This is a genomic window from Vibrio sinaloensis (assembly GCF_023195835.1).
Lineage (GTDB): Bacteria > Pseudomonadota > Gammaproteobacteria > Enterobacterales > Vibrionaceae > Vibrio > Vibrio sinaloensis_C.
In genome coordinates this window covers 399,541-416,719 of record NZ_CP096199.1, presented here as the reverse complement: position 1 = coordinate 416,719, position 17,179 = coordinate 399,541, and the positions used below count along the sequence as shown (strand labels likewise).

Below are 17,179 nucleotides of genomic sequence, written 5' to 3'. Positions count from 1 at the left end.
TCCCCTTAAAACAATCCAAAATAGACCGCTGCGAGTAGGCTATAACGCAGCGCTTTACCGATTAAAATGAGCCAAAAACATGGCCAAAAACGCATTCTTAACCACCCTGCCGCCAAACACAAAGGGTCACCAATGACGGGTAACCAGCTCAGCAGGAGCGACCAATAACCGTATTTATTCAACCATAATAATGCTTTATGACCATGCTTTTCGTCTTGAGTTCGATTTGGCAGCCACAAGCCAAGCCAATAGTTAGTCAGACCGCCCAGCGTGTTACCGACCGTGGCAACGCTGATAATGACCAGAGTTGAGTATTGATTAAGAGATAGGGTGGCGATAAGCCCGGCTTCTGAGCCACCGGGCAAAAGCGTCGCACTGAGGAAACCGCTTAAAAACAGGACCCACAGTGCCGAATCGGAAAACCAGAGAGCAAATGAGGCAAAGGCGCTATTAAACGCTTCTAGCATTGCATATCAAGCAAGATTTTGCCCCTTGTATGGCCAGTTTCAATCTGTTTATGCGCATCAGCCACCTGGTCTAATGGGTACACCTGTTGAATCTCTGTTTTCACCAATCCCACGCTCACCATGTACAGTAAAGCATCTAACTGTTCTGGATTTGGGTCCACCAACATACCAGTCGCTTCGAAACCGAGTAGCTTCGCTTTCTCGCAAATCATCTCTGCACTCAAGGTCGGTACCGTAACGACTGTTCCACCATCTTTAAGACAGTTGAGCGCATCGAGTGCGGCATCGCCGCCCACTAAATCGATCAGCACATCCGCTTCTTCGACACGTTCAGAAACGGGCGCGAATTTATAGTTAACCGCATGTGCCCCCAGTGTTGCCATATAATCTAGATTGGCCTCACTACAGGTGGTGAACACTTCCGCCTTCGCTGCCACAGCCACTTGAATCGCAATGTGGCCGACGCCTCCTGCGCCAGCAAGTATCAAGACGCGTTGCCCCTCTTTGACCCCGGCTTTATCAAGCGCTTGTACCGCAGTTTGACCAGCTAACGGCAAGGCAGCGGCGGCTTCTAGCGTGACCGAATCAGGTACCTGACTCAATTCGCTCTCAGGTACGGCAATATACTGACTATAGCCGCCACCTTGCAAAGGAAAGCCGACGAAACCCGCAACCTTATCTCCAACACTAAAGCGCTCAGATTGCTCGCCCACTGAAACAATTTCGCCTGCGATGTCATAGCCAGGGACCCAAGGCAGTTTGTCTTTGTTTTCTGATGCAGCCCAGCCTAAACCAGCGCGCGTTTTAACATCGATAGGGTTGACACCAGCGAAGTGAACTCTGACCAACACTTCACCTGCCTGAGGTTGTGGTATTGGGCCGACTTGACTGACCAAGACACTAGGATCACCAAATTGAGAGATTGCGATTTGTCTGTTTTCCATTGCTTAATTTCCCTATCGATATAAAAAAGGGATGCGATAGCATCCCTTTGAATATATACCATTTATTGCGCAGTGTTGACCACTTGTGCGCAAATTAACCTCTGGCTCACATTAACCTGTTACGAACCCACCAGCGCCAACAGAATACCTGCGGCTACAGCAGAACCCAATACACCGGCCACGTTTGGACCCATTGCGTGCATCAACAAGAAGTTCTGAGGGTTGGCTTCAAGGCCGACCTTATTGACCACTCGCGCCGCCATAGGAACCGCAGATACGCCAGCAGCACCAATCAACGGGTTGATATCTTCTTTAGACAACTTATTAAGTAGCTTGGCCATCAAAACGCCGCCAGCAGTACCAATACTGAAGGCAACCGCTCCCAAAGCCAAAATACCCAGCGTTTCTACATTGAGAAACTCCTCAGCTTGAAGCTTTGAACCGACACCAAGGCCTAGGAAGATAGTCACAATGTTGATCAACTCGTTTTGCGCCGTCTTAGATAAACGCTCGACCACACCCGCTTCGCGCATTAGGTTACCGAGACAGAACATCCCCACCAGTGGTGTTGCCGCAGGCAAGAATAAGATAGTCATCAGCAATACCGCTAATGGGAACAGAATTTTCTCTGCTTTACCCACATGACGGAGCTGAGCCATCTGAATTTTACGCTCTTCAGGGTTGGTCAACGCTTTCATGATCGGTGGCTGAATAATCGGTACTAAAGCCATGTAACTGTATGCCGCTACCGCAATGGCGCCAAGTAGATCGGGGGACAGTTGGCTAGCCAAGAAAATGGCGGTTGGACCATCGGCACCACCAATAATCGCAATCGACGCCGCATCTGGCATGCTGAACTCCATACCTGGCACATAGTTGAGCAATATTGCGCCGAACAGAGTAGCAAAGATACCGAACTGTGCTGCCGCGCCCAACCATAAAGTTTTAGGGTTGGCGATCAGCGCACCAAAGTCCGTCATTGCCCCTACGCCCATGAAGATCAGTAGCGGGAAAATTCCCGACTCAATCCCAACGTAATAGACGTAGTACAGCAATCCACCTTCTTCAGTAAAGCCCGCATTAGGAATGTTAGCTAGAATTGCACCAAAACCGATCGGCAATAACAGCAGTGGTTCAAATCCTTTGCGAATGGCCAAGAACAACAGCACGCAGCCAACGAGAATCATACACAGTTGGCCGAACTCAAAATGAGCAATCCCTGTTTCCGACCATAAGATCTGTAATCCTTCCATGAGACTCCCTTACGCTAAACTCAGTAGCGGAGCACCTACCGTCACCGCATCGCCTTCTTTCACATGAAGGTCTTGAACGATGCCGCCGCGCGCTGCGCGCACTTCGGTTTCCATCTTCATCGCTTCAAGGATCAACAGTACGTCACCCTCTTCTACCTGAGCGCCGCTTTGTACGTTGACTTTAAAGATGTTGCCAGCCAACGGTGCGGGTACCATCTCTGAACTCGTCGCAGGCGCTGCCGGTGCGGCGGCTTGTGGCGCAGACGCGGCCGGCGCGACTGAGGTGAGCTGCCCTTGCGGTCCTACCTCAACATCGTAGACTTGACCGTCCACTTTCACGCTGTAGGTTTCAACCGTACCTGACGACGCCGGTGCTGACGCGACTGCAGCCGGTGCTTCTTCTAGCCACGGAGCAGGCTCAAAGGCATCCGGGTTATGGCGATTTTTAAGGAACTTCAATCCAACTTGAGGGAATAGCGCGTAGGTCAGTACGTCATCTACGGTATCTTCTGCGAGTGAAATGCCTTCTTCTTTGGCTTTTGTCAGTAGCTCTTCGGTTAACGCATTCATCTCTGACTCAAGCAGATCGGCAGGACGGCAGGTAATCGCCTCAGCACCATCGAGCACTTTTGCTTGAAGCTCTGCATTGACCTGTGCTGGCGCTGCGCCGTACTCGCCTTTCAACACGCCTGCGGTCTCTTTGGTAATGCTCTTATAGCGCTCGCCCGTCAATACGTTGATCACCGCTTGGGTACCAACGATCTGAGAAGTAGGCGTAACCAGAGGAATAAAGCCAAGATCTTCACGTACGCGTGGGATCTCTTCCAGTACTTCATCCAACTTATCAGCCGCACCTTGCTCTTTTAGCTGGCCTTCCATGTTAGTGAGCATGCCACCAGGAACTTGAGCGATAAGGATGCGTGAATCAACCCCTTTTAGCTGGCCTTCAAACTTGGCGTATTTCTTACGAACTTCACGGAAGTAAGCCGCGATAGGTTCGATTTGGTCGAGTTTAAGGTTGGTGTCGCGCTCTGTGCCTTGCAGCATAGCGACGACAGTCTCGGTTGGTGTGTGACCGTAAGTACAGCTCATTGAAGAGATGGCCGTATCAAGGATATCCACACCCGCTTCAACAGCCTTCACTGCTGTCGCTGTTGATAGACCTGTCGTTGCGTGACAATGGAGCGCCAAAGGAATGTCTGTAGACGCTTTGATTCGAGTGATCAACTCTTCCGCTTCATAAGGCTTAAGCAAGCCAGACATATCTTTGATACATAAAGAGTGACAACCCAGATCTTCGAGACGTTTAGCAAGATCCACCCAAGTGTCTGTATTATGCACCGGGCTGGTTGTGTAAGAGAGTGTACCTTGGGCATGCGCACCGACATCAACAGCCGCTTTCACCGCCTTTTCAAAGTTTCGCACATCGTTCATCGCGTCAAAAATACGGAATACATCCATACCATTGGCGTGCGCACGTTCCACGAACTTTTCTACAACGTCATCCGCATAGTGGCGGTAGCCCAACAAATTTTGCCCGCGCAGTAGCATCTGCATTGGCGTATTTGGCATCGCTTTCTTCAGAGCACGTAAGCGCTCCCATGGGTCTTCACCTAAGAAGCGAATACAAGCATCAAATGTTGCTCCGCCCCAGGTTTCAAGAGACCAATAACCGACTTTATCCAGTTCCTCTGCGATAGGTAACATATCCTCCAAACGCATGCGCGTCGCAAACAGCGACTGATGGGCGTCACGAAGGACCACGTCCGTTAAAGCTAGTGGTTTAGACATGCTCATTAACTCCTTTTAATCCTATCAAATGCTACTTAGCGGTAGAGGTACGGTACTGATGTACCGCTGCGGAAATGACCGCAACTACCTTCGGGCTAACAGCAGAAGATGGTGTTTGAATTTTGTTATTTTGATTGGGGGTCGCGATCGGCTCTGGCACTTCTTCGGGAAGCAGCTTTGACATCAACCGAACGAGATAAACAAGAATAGTGAGGAAAATAAATACGACCGACATCCCGGTAATCATCAGGGTGGCCGCATCTACTAGCAGGCTTCCAATATTATCCATTTTTGCATCCTTTCTTTGTCATCCTGACAACAGTGCTAGGTATATCGCTAAGAACCTCATGTTCCATCATGGCGCAACCTAACTTATCACCAGACATCAACTGGCTCTCTGGTAGGCAGGACTCAGAGTAAAATCCTGACAAGAGGTCTAGGATTATCTCGATTGGTTAAACTTTGTCAATTTTGTTTAAGGTGCTATTGAGGATAATGCACAAATCTAGGGAGTTATTCGTCACACAAATCACATAAATCTGCAATATCGCGCCAAACAAGCACAAATAACTGTGTCTTTTCCGACGTTAAGCGAAAAAGCGAATCAATACTGCGATAGACTTAAAAGATTGTGGAAATTAAGATTAAAAACAATTACTTGTAAAACAACGGTTTCAAAAATGTTAAATGATAGTTAATAAAAAAAGCCCTGCTATAGTTAGCAGGGCTTTGAAGAGATGGCGCGCTCGGGAGGATTCGAACCTCCGACCGCCTGGTTCGTAGCCAGGTACTCTATCCAGCTGAGCTACGAGCGCGCAATGTTTTGATATCGACGTTGTCAATATCAGGTCTCTCTATACAGAAAAACCGAGAAAAGTGGCGCGTCCTGGAGGATTCGAACCTCCGACCGCCTGGTTCGTAGCCAGGTACTCTATCCAGCTGAGCTAAGGACGCACGGGGTGTTCAAAAAGTCGATGACTGTTCAAACGAAATAATGGCGCGCTCGGGAGGATTCGAACCTCCGACCGCCTGGTTCGTAGCCAGGTACTCTATCCAGCTGAGCTACGAGCGCGCAATGTTCTCTGAAACGAGAGGTGTGAAGTATATCACACTAGTTCTTTGCTACAACAGGGCTTTAAAACAAAAAAATTGGCCATAAGCCAATTAATGGCGGTGAGGGAGGGATTCGAACCCTCGATACGGCTACAAACCGTATACTCCCTTAGCAGGGGAGCGCCTTCAGCCTCTCGGCCACCTCACCGTTTTATTCCCTGGTAAGGAAATATGGCGCGCTCGGGAGGATTCGAACCTCCGACCGCCTGGTTCGTAGCCAGGTACTCTATCCAGCTGAGCTACGAGCGCGCAATGCTTTCGTTTAAAAGCTGTTCCAAAGAACAATTCTTCAATAAAGAAGAAGCAAGAATGGCGGTGAGGGAGGGATTCGAACCCTCGATACGGCTACAAACCGTATACTCCCTTAGCAGGGGAGCGCCTTCAGCCTCTCGGCCACCTCACCGTCTTGCGGAGGCACATATTACGATTTACCAAAAATATGTCAAACATTTTCTTGGCAAAAACGGCAAAAAGTCCTTCAACCGTTGGCTATTTAATCAAAGCGATGCTAATTCGCTCTTTTTGCTATGAATAACGGTTTTTCACGCACAAAAAAGGCCGACAATTTGTCAGCCTCTCGATGTAATTAGTAGTTGCCAGAAGCAGTGTTACCATTACCTTTTTCTGCCTGAATGCGCATGTAAATTTCTTCACGGTGAACAGACACTTCTTTCGGGGCATTAACGCCGATGCGTACTTGGTTACCTTTCACGCCAAGAACCGTTACTGTGACTTCATCACCGATCATAAGAGTTTCGCCAACGCGGCGAGTTAAAATTAGCATTCTGTGCTCCTTGAGTAATCTCTGATTTATCTTGCTACTAGGCTATTATCCAACAAAAGTGATATTTTCGTAAACTCAATTGTCGCCCGAATTTAGCCCAAAAACGCTTGTTTTTGCTGGGATTCGACCGCCTGCGCAGAAGTAATGTAAGCATCATGCAGTATGTTAGCCGCTTTGTCGACATATTCAGGCGACATCACTAACATCAGCGATTGTACACCGAGCGCATAGTGCTCAACACTGATCCCCTGCTCTGCGAGTAAAGCGTACGATCTTTCCACCAATCCTTCGACTTGAAGACCAACGGCCGTTAACAAGCTGACCGTTTCACTATTGCGGATTTTATCGCCGAAAACCAGTTCCAGTTTTGCATAAGCCTCGTGTTTTATCACAACACCTGCCCATTCTGTTTGCTCGATCACATTCCAAATGGTGACACCTAGCATTTGACACTGTTTTTTCAGACCGGTTAAAGCCTCTTTTTCAATCGTGATCAAGCACATATCACGTTGAATTGCGACGCCGCAGACATCCGACTGACACACATCCCCTTTGACCAAGCTGCCTGAGTTGTTGTCGAACGTCGACAAAACCCGCAGTGGGACATTGTGCTGCCATGCATATTGGACAGAAGGAAGATGCAGCACTTTCGCGCCTTTGCGAGCCATCTCTTCCATCGATGGGAAATCGATCACCGCCAATTTCTTCGCCGACTTAACCACTCTTGGATCACACGTGTAGATACCATCAACATCGGTAAAAATCTGGCATTCATCCGCGCTTAACGCTCCAGCTAAAGTCACCGCACTGGTGTCTGAGCCGCCACGTCCTAGCGTGGTGATGTCCCCTACTTCATTGATACCTTGAAAACCCGCAATAATCACCACTTGGTCTTGCTCAAGCAGCGCCCTGATCCTTGAGGTATCAATATGTTTAATCGTCGCATCATTGTGTTGATTGTCTGTCACAATGCTTGCTTGTGCTCCGGTAAGTGAGCGAGCCGCATAACCCATTTTATTTAGCGTCATCGCTAATAGAGCCATAGACACTTGCTCACCAGCAGAGAGCAAAACATCAAGTTCTCGCGCTGTTGGTACACTGTCGACTTGCTTCGCCAGCTCCATCAGTCTATTGGTTTCGCCAGACATAGCAGAAACAACAACAACAACTTGATTACCATCATTTTTCGCCTTAATGATGTGTTCGGCAACGGTATGAATTCTTTCAATCGAACCCACAGAGGTTCCGCCAAACTTTTGCACGATAAGGGGCTTTTTCACCAGTCTTCACCTTCCCAAGACCAAAGTCTCATTGGGACTGCTTTCAATAAGTTGAATATTGATTACAGTCGTTATAACAAAAACCAAGTGGTTTAATTGAGTCACGCATGCCCCAATTAAACCACTTGGTCAATTAAAAAGAGTTACGCTCAATCAAAAAACTGATTGAGCGTTGTTGTTCATTTCGTGTTTTTACAAACGCTCTTCAAGCCAAGGCTGAACCGACTTAAGCGCTTCTGGCAGAGCAGCAACATCACTACCACCGGCCTGAGCCATATCTGGGCGGCCACCACCTTTACCACCAACTTGTTCGGCGACCATCTTAACCAGATCACCCGCCTTAACTTTGCCAATTAAGTCTTTGGTTACCCCGGCAATCAAGCCAATTTTGCCATCGTTAACATTGGCGAGCATAACTACGCCGCTACCCATTTGGTTTTTGATGTCATCAACCATGGTGCGTAGGTTTTTGCTATCAGCGCCTTCCATACCTGCAATCAAGACTTTAACGTCATTGATCAACTGAGCTTTGCCCATAATGTTGGCACTTTCAGCCGCTGCCATTTTGTCTTTCAGCTTTTGCACTTCTTTTTCAAGCGCTTTTGCTTTTGACGCTGATTCAGCCAACTTCTCTTCATACTTAGCCGCTTGAGCTTCGATTGCGTCTAATGCATATTCACCGGTAACGGCTTCGATTCGACGAATGCCCGCCGCAATGCCACCTTCAGAAATAATCTTAAACAGGCCAATCTCACCGGTATTTGCAGCGTGGATACCACCACAAAGCTCTGTTGAGAAATCACCCATAGAGAGAACGCGCACTTCATCGTCGTACTTCTCGCCGAACAACGCCATTGCGCCTTTCTTCTTCGCTGATTCAATATCCATAACATTGGTTTCAACGGTATGGTTACGGCGAATTTGCGCGTTGACTAAACGCTCAACCTGTTTGAGTTCAGTTGCAGTGACCGCTTCTAGGTGCGAGAAGTCAAAACGCAAGCCCTCTGGTTTAACTAGTGAGCCTTTTTGCGTGACATGTTCGCCAAGCACGTGACGTAATGCCGCATGAAGTAGGTGAGTTGCTGAGTGGTTAAGTGAAATTGAAGCACGGCGCTCGGCATCGACTACCGCTTCGACTTCATCACCTTTGGCCAACACGCCTTCGGCTAGGATACCGTGATGGGCAATGGCGTTGCCCAGCTTTTGGGTATCTTCCACTTGGAACAGCCCCGATTCAGTCTTCAGTACGCCAGTATCACCACATTGGCCGCCCGATTCCGCGTAGAATGGCGTTTCACCAAGAACAACAATGGCCTTGTCCCCAGCCGATAACGTTTCAGTCGCTTCACCTTCAACAAAGATTTCCGCAACTGTGCTAATGCCTTGTGTGCCAGTGTAACCACAGAACTCAGACTCGGCGTCGGTTTTGATGGTGGCATTATAATCGGTGCCAAATTGACCCGCTTCGCGCGCACGTTGGCGCTGCTCTTCCATCGCTTGCTCGAAACCTTGTTCGTCGATCGCAAAGTCACGCTCACGTGCAACGTCGTTAGTTAGGTCTGCTGGGAAACCATAAGTGTCGTAAAGTTTGAAGACGGTTTCACCGTCGAGTACTTTACCGTCTAGGTTATCCAATGCTTCGTTAAGAATCGCCATGCCACGTTCAAGGGTACGGCCGAAGTTCTCTTCTTCGATACGCAGGACTTTTTCCACAATCGCTTGTTGCTTTTTAAGCTCTTCACCTGCGCTGCCCATCACCTCAGCCAGCACGCCAACCAGTTTGTGGAAGAACACGCCTTGTGCGCCAAGCTTGTTACCATGACGAACGGCACGACGAATAATACGGCGTAGAACGTAACCACGACCTTCGTTAGAAGGCATCACGCCATCGACAATGAGGAATGAACAGGAACGGATGTGGTCAGCAATCACACGCAGTGATTGGTTAGAGAGATCTTGGTAGCCAATCACGTCAGCAGCGGCTTTGATCAGCGTTTGGAACACATCGATTTCGTAGTTTGAATGCACACCTTGCATGATGGCAGAGATACGCTCGATACCCATGCCGGTATCGACTGATGGTTTCGGTAGCGGTTCCATTGTGCCGTCTGCATGGCGGTTGAACTGCATGAATACGTTGTTCCAGATCTCGATGAAGCGGTCACCATCTTCTTCAGGTGTACCAGGACGACCACCCCAGATGTGCTCACCGTGATCGTAGAAAATCTCGGTACAAGGACCACATGGACCTGTATCGCCCATGGTCCAGAAGTTGTCAGACTCGTACTGCTTACCGCCTTCTTTATCGCCAATGCGTACAATACGATCTGCAGGAACACCGACTTTTTTGTTCCAGATCTCAAATGCTTCGTCATCGGTCTCGTAAACAGTTACTAACAGACGTTCTTTTGGCAATTTCAATGTTTCAGTCAGAAACTCCCAGGCAAAAGCGATTGCATCTTCTTTGAAGTAATCACCAAAACTGAAGTTGCCGAGCATTTCGAAGAAGGTGTGGTGGCGAGCCGTAAAGCCGACGTTTTCTAGGTCATTGTGTTTACCACCCGCACGTACACAACGCTGAGCCGTAGTTGCTCGCGTGTAGGCACGTTTTTCAGCGCCCAAGAAGCAATCTTTGAATTGGTTCATACCCGCGTTAGTAAATAGCAGGGTTGGGTCGTTATGCGGTACTAACGATGAACTTTCTACGATTTGGTGTCCTTTGCTCTCAAAGAATTTGAGGAACGCGTTACGAACCTCATCAGTGCTCATGTACATGCAGCTCTTCCTAAAAATAGTCGAGTTAGAATTTTGCGCTATTGTAGATCATGGTTAACGCTACGACTAGTTTTCTCGCAGAAAAGAGCAGATTGAATGTGGATTGCGAATCAAATCGTTAAATCGATGGGTTATTGTCGGTTAATCTTGTTCATCAGCGCCCAGTGCATAGCTAATTTGCTCAAAGCTATAGCCGCGATACTGTAGAAACCGTACTTGTTTGGCGTACTCTTTTTGGTCTTTGGCGCGATTGCCTTTAAATTTCTTCTGTGCCGCTTGTTTTGCTAACTCAAACCAATCTTGCTGCTCTTCAACTAATGCGGCCTCAACTACCGAATCTGCGACACGCTTTTGCTGCAACTCTTGTCGAATTCGTCGCTCACCATGGCCTTTGTACACATGTTGGCGAATCTGGCTTTTCGCATAGCGAAGATCATCAAGGTAGTTATGATCCTGACAAAAATTGACCGCTTGCTGAATCTCTTGCTGGTCATACCCTTTCAGGGCCAACTTTTGATACAACTCATACTCGCCGTGATCACGTCGGCTTAGTAACTGCATGGCAGCCTCTTTACTCGACAGCGTTGGCGGTTTACGTTCGAACGTCAATGCTCCTCCTAATACATTCAAGCCCTACCAATACAACAAAGCCCCGCATGTGCAGGGCTTAATTGAACCGAAATGAACTTATAGCTCTTCTTGCTCTGGCATTTGGCCTAATTCAGCATCGTCAGGCTGAATTTCCGCAGGCGAAAGCAGCATTTCACGTAATTTAGCATCGATAGCTTGTGCCGCTTCTGGGTTTTCACGCAGGAACTTGCCTGCATTCGCTTTACCTTGACCAATCTTATCGCCATTGTAGCTGTACCATGCACCTGCTTTCTCAATCAGTTTGTGTTTCACACCGAGATCGATAAGCTCACCTTCGCGGTTAAAGCCTTGACCGTACATGATTTGCGTTTCAGCTTGTTTAAATGGAGCGGCAATTTTGTTCTTCACCACTTTGATGCGGGTTTCGTTACCCACCACTTCGTCACCTTCTTTGATTGAGCCAGTACGACGAATATCAAGGCGAACAGACGCATAGAACTTAAGTGCGTTACCACCTGTGGTTGTTTCTGGGTTACCAAACATCACACCAATCTTCATACGGATTTGGTTGATGAAGATACACATACAGTTCGATTGCTTGAGGTTACCCGTCAGCTTACGCATGGCTTGAGAAAGCATACGCGCTTGAAGACCCATGTGGCTATCGCCCATCTCACCTTCAATTTCAGCCTTAGGAGTCAGCGCTGCAACCGAGTCAACTACCATCACGTCGATAGCGCCAGAGCGTGCTAATGCGTCACAAATCTCAAGAGCTTGTTCACCCGTGTCAGGCTGAGAAACAAGCAGTGCATCAATGTCGACACCCAGTTTTTTAGCATAGACAGGATCCAGAGCGTGTTCCGCATCGATAAAGGCACAGGTTTTGCCCTGCTTTTGCGCCGCGGCGATACACTCAAGTGTCAGTGTGGTTTTACCTGAAGATTCTGGACCGTAGATTTCAACAATACGTCCCATCGGCAAACCACCAGCACCAAGGGCAATATCGAGAGAAAGTGAGCCAGTAGAAATCGTTTCTACATCCATTGCGCGGTTGTCGCCAAGACGCATAATAGAGCCTTTACCGAACTGCTTTTCAATCTGACCTAGCGCAGCGGCGAGCGCTTTCTGTTTGTTCTCGTCCATCACTTTCTCCAAATGATTCATCTAGTGCTGATGACTTTATACTTAATTCTTAGTTTTAGCGTGAGGGCTAAACCATCAATGAAAGCCATTATACTGTTGATTCATACAGTGTCCATAGCTTAGCCTATTTTTTTTGACTAGCATTGCTATCTATATGATTTAGTTTGCATTTAAAGCTTTGCATTGCTCACTCGCTCAAACTAGTCAACCGTTCGTACAGTACTTTAAGTGCGATTTCAACGGCTTGTTGGCGAACCTGTCCCCGGTCACCGTCCAAGTGGTAAGTGCGACGTTCTAACCAGCCACTTTTATCTGCCCAGGCAAAACACACGGTACCAACTGGCTTCTCCACACTGCCACCACCTGGGCCTGCAATGCCGCTGATCGATACCCCAATCGTGGCAGGAGAGTAGCGTAATGCACCAGACACCATCTCTTCTACCGTAGCTTCACTCACAGCGCCGTGTTGATCTAGCGTCTGTTGCATGACACCCAGCATCTCGATTTTCGCTTGATTGCTGTAGGTGATGAACGCACGATCAAACCACTCTGAGCTGCCAGCGATATCGGTGATCGCCGCAGCGACACCACCACCCGTGCATGATTCCGCAGTCACTAACACCTGGTTACGCTGTTTTAATAACTTACCTAACTTTTCTGCCCAGCCCATTTTTTATCCTTGCCATTGCCAAATGGATCGAAAACAACACTCTATCATCAACCGCTAATTTTATGAAAATACGCGATTTGTCGTCTAAGCTTAACTTTCAATATGCAACAAAAAGCATTTAAATCTTACGACTTCGGAATCGTGTTTATGTATAAGCAACTACAACGCTCGCAACGTTCTTACCTCTTCATTGTTTTGATTGCGGTTATAGCGAACGTATTGTTAGCGATATACATTTATAGCAAGACACAAACACTGCAAACACTGCGCGATCAACTAAACAAACAGTACGTCGAGCAAATTACCATTAGCCAAACCATCTCAAGTATTGAGCGCGATCTTGGTTATGTTGGCTTTATTCACCATTTTAAAAATTATGTGATTCGACGTGACAATACTTATTTCGAACGTGCCCAACAGAAGTACCTGCGACTCAAGGAAAACATCTACCTGCTGCAAACCTTAGTAGAAGGCTCTGAGCTCAAAGCCGACGTCAATCAACTCAACGCGACCCTCGAAGAATATTATCAAAAACTGCTTATCGCACGACAAGTCGCAGCAGCGACATCGATCACTGATCTGGATAACATAGTCAAAGTGGACGACACTCCGGCGTTGGCGGCGCTGACAGCTATTCAAAACAGTGTGTTACCTAAAGTAGACCAAATACTGAGTTCATCAAAAAGCAAACTTGAGCAGATTAGCCTCTACATGTGGTTGTTCAACTTACTGTTGTTCCCGCTGATTATCATCAGCACTTGGTTTATTCTGCGCGCCATTAAACACTCTCACTTCCTGCTGCAAGAATTGGCAGAGATCTTTGATGTCTCTCCAGATGGTATTCTCTACATCGATCAGCACGGAAAAATTCTCGGCGCCAACAAGATGGCTTGTCAGTTGTTCAACTATACAAACGGTGAAATGAAACAGCTTTCAGTGGAGGACTTGATTGACCCTAAGCTTAAGAGCGCTCATCGTCAGTATCGCGATCAATTTCAGGCCAAGCAGCAGTCTCGGCTGATGACCGACAAACGGCAAAAGATTGTCGGGCTGACGAAAGACGGTGAACCGGTTGAAGTACAAATCGCCATCTCGTCCACCACCATAGGTAACCAACCTCGCACTATCTGTGTTATTCGTGATATGAGAGAGCAAAACGCGTTAAAGCAAGTCGCGGAACTCGACTATCTCACCCACCTACACAACCGACGTAGTATTGATCAACTGCTGTTCAAAGAGCTGGCACGCTCTGAGCGCAATCAAGCGCCAGTGTCACTGCTGTTAATTGATCTGGATAACTTTAAGCAAGTCAACGATCAACTCGGCCACGCCGAGGGAGACGCTATCTTGACTCAAGTTGCGAACTTCTTACGCGAACACACGCGACCTTATGATTCGATCGGGCGCTGGGGAGGCGATGAATTTGTGTTAATTTCGCCCGATTTGCACCAAGAAGACGCCATTAACTATGCGAATCGACTAATAGACTCATTTAAAGATCTGCCCATTGGACGCGGAGAGCTCAGTTTGAGCATAGGTATCGCGACCCACACTCCTGACTGCCCCTACGATTTGAACACCTTGTTTGAACATACCGACCAAGCACTTTATACCTCGAAACAAAAAGGCAAAGCGCAGGCGACGCATGTTAAAGACTTGGCATTAGAAAAGTAGTTCCACCCTCGGTTATTCTCTGCGCTCTGATTGCCCTTACTGGTGCTGTTTTGATACCCTGCGGGGTAATTTGAACTGTTTGCCAACGACTTGTATGAAAGAGCAAAAACACACGCCCATGATGCAGCAATACCTCAAGCTCAAAGCTGAGAATCCTGATATCTTGCTGTTCTATCGCATGGGGGATTTTTATGAGCTGTTTTACGATGACGCAAAACGTGCCTCTCAGCTATTGGACATCTCTCTGACCAAACGAGGCGCATCCGCAGGAGAGCCGATCCCGATGGCCGGGGTACCTTTTCATGCGGTCGAAGGCTATTTAGCGAAATTGGTTCAGCTCGGTGAGTCAGTAGCGATATGTGAACAGATTGGCGATCCTGCCACCAGCAAAGGGCCGGTAGAACGCAAAGTCGTCCGTATAGTCACTCCAGGCACCGTGACTGACGAAGCTTTGCTCTCGGAGCGTTTAGACAACCTTATCGCGGCAATCTATCACCATAATGGTAAGTTTGGTTACGCGACCTTGGATATTACCTCTGGCCGCTTTCAGTTGATGGAGCCACACAGCGAAGAGGCAATGGCAGCAGAGCTGCAACGTACCTCTCCGCGTGAATTACTGTTCCCCGAAGACTTTGAGCCAGTGCACTTAATGTCATCGCGCAATGGTAACCGCCGCCGTCCCGTGTGGGAATTTGAGCTCGCCACCGCTAAGCAGCAGCTAAACCAACAGTTTGGCACTAAAGATTTGATTGGCTTCGGCGTGGAACATGCCAAACTCGGGCTGTGTGCCGCAGGCTGCCTGATTCAATATGTCAAAGACACCCAACGCACTGCGCTACCGCATATTCGCTCCCTGACATTTGATAGACAAGATCACTCGGTTATTCTCGACGCAGCGACTCGCCGCAATTTGGAAATCACCCAAAACTTAGCCGGCGGCACAGACAACACCTTGGCAGAGGTGCTTGATCACACGGCCACAGCGATGGGCAGCCGTATGCTCAAGCGCTGGCTACATCAGCCGATGCGCGATATTGATACGCTCAATCACCGACTCGATGCCATCACAGAGATCAAAGAAGCCGGCCTGTTTGCCGAGCTACATCCGGTGCTCAAACAGGTGGGCGATATTGAGCGCATTTTGGCGCGCTTGGCTCTGCGTAGCGCCAGACCACGCGACATGGCTCGACTGCGCTTTGCCATGCAGCAACTGCCTGAGCTGGCCGAATCGATGAACGCATTAAGTCATCCCTACTTAGCCAAGCTAGCCCAATACGCAGCACCGATGGATGAGGTCTGTGAGCTACTCGAGCGCGCGATCAAAGAGAATCCACCTGTGGTGATTCGCGATGGTGGTGTGATTGCCGAGGGCTATAACGCGGAACTCGACGAATGGCGCAAGTTGGCAGACGGCGCGACTGAGTATTTAGAAAAGCTCGAACAAGACGAGCGCGAACGTCACGGCATTGATAGCCTTAAAGTCGGTTACAACAATGTGCATGGCTTCTTTATTCAAGTTAGCCGTGGACAGAGTCATTTAGTGCCACCTCACTATGTCCGCCGTCAAACATTAAAAAATGCCGAGCGCTATATTATCCCTGAGCTAAAAGAGCACGAGGATAAAGTACTCAACTCCAAGTCAAAAGCGCTCGCGCTAGAGAAGCAGTTGTGGGAGCAACTGTTTGATTTGCTGTTGCCTCACTTAGAGCAGATGCAAAATCTGGCCTCCGCTTTATCGCAAATTGATGTCTTACAAAACTTAGCAGAGCGCGCCGATAGCCTAGATTACTGCCGCCCGGTGTTAACCAAAGACGTCGGGATTCATATTCAGAATGGCCGTCACCCTGTGGTGGAACAAGTGATGGACGAGCCATTCATTGCCAACCCGATTGAGTTAAACCCACAGCGCAAGATGTTGATTATCACTGGCCCCAATATGGGCGGTAAGTCGACCTATATGCGTCAAACGGCACTGATTGCGCTCATGGCACACATAGGTTCTTACGTACCGGCTGAATCGGCGCAGATTGGTTCTGTCGATCGCATCTTTACCCGAATCGGCGCTTCGGATGACTTGGCGTCAGGGCGCTCTACCTTTATGGTCGAAATGACCGAGACCGCCAACATTTTGCACAATGCAACCGCGAACAGCTTAGTGCTCATGGACGAAATCGGCCGCGGCACCAGTACTTATGACGGTCTGTCCCTAGCTTGGGCGAGTGCTGAATGGCTCGCCAAACAAATCGGCGCGATGACGCTGTTTGCGACCCATTACTTTGAGCTCACCGAATTGCCACACTTGCTACCGGGGATGGCAAACGTGCACCTCGATGCGGTCGAACATGGCGACAGCATCGCCTTTATGCATGCGGTGCAAGAAGGCGCTGCGAGTAAATCTTATGGTCTTGCGGTTGCCGGCCTTGCTGGCGTTCCTAAGAGCGTGATTAAAAACGCGCGCGCTAAGTTGACGCAATTAGAGCAGATAGGCCAAATCGCAGACAGCGCTCCGCGAGGCACGGCGGTCGACATCGCCAATCAGTTAAGTTTGATTCCAGAAGCGAGTGAGGTTGAACAAGCTCTTGCTAACATTGACCCTGATGACCTAACGCCAAGGCAAGCGCTTGAAGAGTTGTATCGGTTGAAAAAACTACTATGATGCAAAACGGCAAGCCCTAAAGCTTGCCGTTTTTTATT

The 17,179-nt window shown here is 48.5% G+C and carries 13 protein-coding genes and 6 tRNA genes; 2 read left to right on the top strand and 17 right to left on the bottom strand.

From position 1 onward, the window contains the following. Positions 1-5 precede the first annotated feature (5 nt). From MTO69_RS01995 to MTO69_RS01915, 17 genes are all read right to left on the bottom strand, one after another. On the bottom strand, positions 6-467 hold the full coding sequence (locus MTO69_RS01995; protein ID WP_248330665.1) for a YqaA family protein: 462 nt from the start codon (positions 465-467) through the stop codon (positions 6-8). Continuing rightward, positions 461-1,411 carry an NADP-dependent oxidoreductase gene (locus MTO69_RS01990; protein WP_248330663.1) on the bottom strand — a complete coding sequence of 317 codons (951 nt, stop codon included), beginning with the start codon at positions 1,409-1,411 and terminating at the stop codon, positions 461-463. The genes MTO69_RS01995 and MTO69_RS01990 overlap by 7 nt, the downstream gene beginning before the upstream one ends. 119 nt (positions 1,412-1,530) lie before the next feature. Continuing rightward, positions 1,531-2,664: a sodium ion-translocating decarboxylase subunit beta gene (locus MTO69_RS01985; protein ID WP_248330661.1), complete on the bottom strand. Its 1,134-nt coding sequence runs from the start codon at positions 2,662-2,664 to the stop codon at positions 1,531-1,533. Positions 2,665-2,673: 9 nt separating this feature from the next. Then, positions 2,674-4,455: a sodium-extruding oxaloacetate decarboxylase subunit alpha gene (oadA, locus tag MTO69_RS01980; RefSeq protein ID WP_248330659.1), complete on the bottom strand. Its 1,782-nt coding sequence runs from the start codon at positions 4,453-4,455 to the stop codon at positions 2,674-2,676. A 31-nt stretch (positions 4,456-4,486) separates the two neighbouring features. After that, the gene (locus MTO69_RS01975) at positions 4,487-4,744 is read right to left on the bottom strand and encodes an oxaloacetate decarboxylase subunit gamma (protein WP_248330657.1); all 258 of its coding nucleotides are present in this window, start codon (positions 4,742-4,744) and stop codon (positions 4,487-4,489) included. 449 nt (positions 4,745-5,193) lie between these two features. Continuing rightward, positions 5,194-5,270 (bottom strand) — tRNA-Arg (locus MTO69_RS01970). Between the two features lie 62 nt (positions 5,271-5,332). After that, positions 5,333-5,409 (bottom strand) — tRNA-Arg (locus MTO69_RS01965). Between the two features lie 41 nt (positions 5,410-5,450). After that, positions 5,451-5,527 (bottom strand) — tRNA-Arg (locus MTO69_RS01960). A gap of 96 nt (positions 5,528-5,623) precedes the next feature. Then, positions 5,624-5,716: transfer RNA gene (locus MTO69_RS01955), tRNA-Ser, on the bottom strand. Between the two features lie 24 nt (positions 5,717-5,740). After that, positions 5,741-5,817 (bottom strand) — tRNA-Arg (locus MTO69_RS01950). Between the two features lie 61 nt (positions 5,818-5,878). Beyond that, a tRNA-Ser gene (locus tag MTO69_RS01945) sits at positions 5,879-5,971 on the bottom strand. Between the two features lie 183 nt (positions 5,972-6,154). Beyond that, complete coding sequence (gene csrA, locus MTO69_RS01940) at positions 6,155-6,352, bottom strand: carbon storage regulator CsrA (protein ID WP_006963114.1); 198 nt, start codon at positions 6,350-6,352, stop codon at positions 6,155-6,157. A gap of 92 nt (positions 6,353-6,444) precedes the next feature. Further along, positions 6,445-7,632, bottom strand: a complete 1,188-nt coding sequence (locus MTO69_RS01935) for an aspartate kinase (RefSeq protein ID WP_248330655.1) — start codon at positions 7,630-7,632, stop codon at positions 6,445-6,447. A gap of 192 nt (positions 7,633-7,824) precedes the next feature. After that, positions 7,825-10,407 (bottom strand): alanine--tRNA ligase, encoded by a 2,583-nt coding sequence (gene alaS, locus MTO69_RS01930; RefSeq protein WP_248330653.1) that lies wholly within the window; start codon positions 10,405-10,407, stop codon positions 7,825-7,827. Between the two features lie 141 nt (positions 10,408-10,548). Beyond that, the gene (recX, locus tag MTO69_RS01925) at positions 10,549-10,968 is read right to left on the bottom strand and encodes a recombination regulator RecX (RefSeq protein WP_432715649.1); all 420 of its coding nucleotides are present in this window, start codon (positions 10,966-10,968) and stop codon (positions 10,549-10,551) included. Positions 10,969-11,094: 126 nt separating this feature from the next. Further along, positions 11,095-12,141 carry a recombinase RecA gene (gene recA / locus MTO69_RS01920; RefSeq protein WP_248330649.1) on the bottom strand — a complete coding sequence of 349 codons (1,047 nt, stop codon included), beginning with the start codon at positions 12,139-12,141 and terminating at the stop codon, positions 11,095-11,097. A 187-nt stretch (positions 12,142-12,328) separates the two neighbouring features. After that, a complete protein-coding gene (locus tag MTO69_RS01915; RefSeq protein WP_248330635.1) occupies positions 12,329-12,811 on the bottom strand; it encodes a CinA family protein in 483 nt (160 codons plus the stop codon). 147 nt (positions 12,812-12,958) lie between these two features. Between MTO69_RS01915 and MTO69_RS01910 the strand changes: the two genes are divergently transcribed. Both MTO69_RS01910 and mutS read left to right on the top strand, forming a co-directional pair. Beyond that, positions 12,959-14,485, top strand: coding sequence for a sensor domain-containing diguanylate cyclase (locus tag MTO69_RS01910; RefSeq protein WP_248330633.1), 1,527 nt, complete (start codon positions 12,959-12,961; stop codon positions 14,483-14,485). Between the two features lie 94 nt (positions 14,486-14,579). Beyond that, positions 14,580-17,141 carry a DNA mismatch repair protein MutS gene (gene mutS / locus MTO69_RS01905; RefSeq protein ID WP_248330631.1) on the top strand — a complete coding sequence of 854 codons (2,562 nt, stop codon included), beginning with the start codon at positions 14,580-14,582 and terminating at the stop codon, positions 17,139-17,141. Positions 17,142-17,179: the final 38 nt, after the last annotated feature.

What these genes read in the sequence shown, in the direction of transcription:
- MTO69_RS01975 (WP_248330657.1), bottom strand. Translation starts at nt 4,744, where the DNA reads ATGGATAATATTGGAAGCCTGCTAGTAGATGCGGCCACCCTGATGATT.
- MTO69_RS01995 (WP_248330665.1), bottom strand. Translation starts at nt 467, where the DNA reads ATGCTAGAAGCGTTTAATAGCGCCTTTGCCTCATTTGCTCTCTGGTTT.
- recX (WP_432715649.1), bottom strand. Translation starts at nt 10,968, where the DNA reads ATGCAGTTACTAAGCCGACGTGATCACGGCGAGTATGAGTTGTATCAA.
- MTO69_RS01910 (WP_248330633.1), top strand. Translation starts at nt 12,959, where the DNA reads ATGTATAAGCAACTACAACGCTCGCAACGTTCTTACCTCTTCATTGTT.
- alaS (WP_248330653.1), bottom strand. Translation starts at nt 10,407, where the DNA reads ATGTACATGAGCACTGATGAGGTTCGTAACGCGTTCCTCAAATTCTTT.
- oadA (WP_248330659.1), bottom strand. Translation starts at nt 4,455, where the DNA reads ATGTCTAAACCACTAGCTTTAACGGACGTGGTCCTTCGTGACGCCCAT.
- MTO69_RS01915 (WP_248330635.1), bottom strand. Translation starts at nt 12,811, where the DNA reads ATGGGCTGGGCAGAAAAGTTAGGTAAGTTATTAAAACAGCGTAACCAG.
- recA (WP_248330649.1), bottom strand. Translation starts at nt 12,141, where the DNA reads ATGGACGAGAACAAACAGAAAGCGCTCGCCGCTGCGCTAGGTCAGATT.
- MTO69_RS01985 (WP_248330661.1), bottom strand. Translation starts at nt 2,664, where the DNA reads ATGGAAGGATTACAGATCTTATGGTCGGAAACAGGGATTGCTCATTTT.
- mutS (WP_248330631.1), top strand. Translation starts at nt 14,580, where the DNA reads ATGAAAGAGCAAAAACACACGCCCATGATGCAGCAATACCTCAAGCTC.
- MTO69_RS01990 (WP_248330663.1), bottom strand. Translation starts at nt 1,411, where the DNA reads ATGGAAAACAGACAAATCGCAATCTCTCAATTTGGTGATCCTAGTGTC.
- csrA (WP_006963114.1), bottom strand. Translation starts at nt 6,352, where the DNA reads ATGCTAATTTTAACTCGCCGCGTTGGCGAAACTCTTATGATCGGTGAT.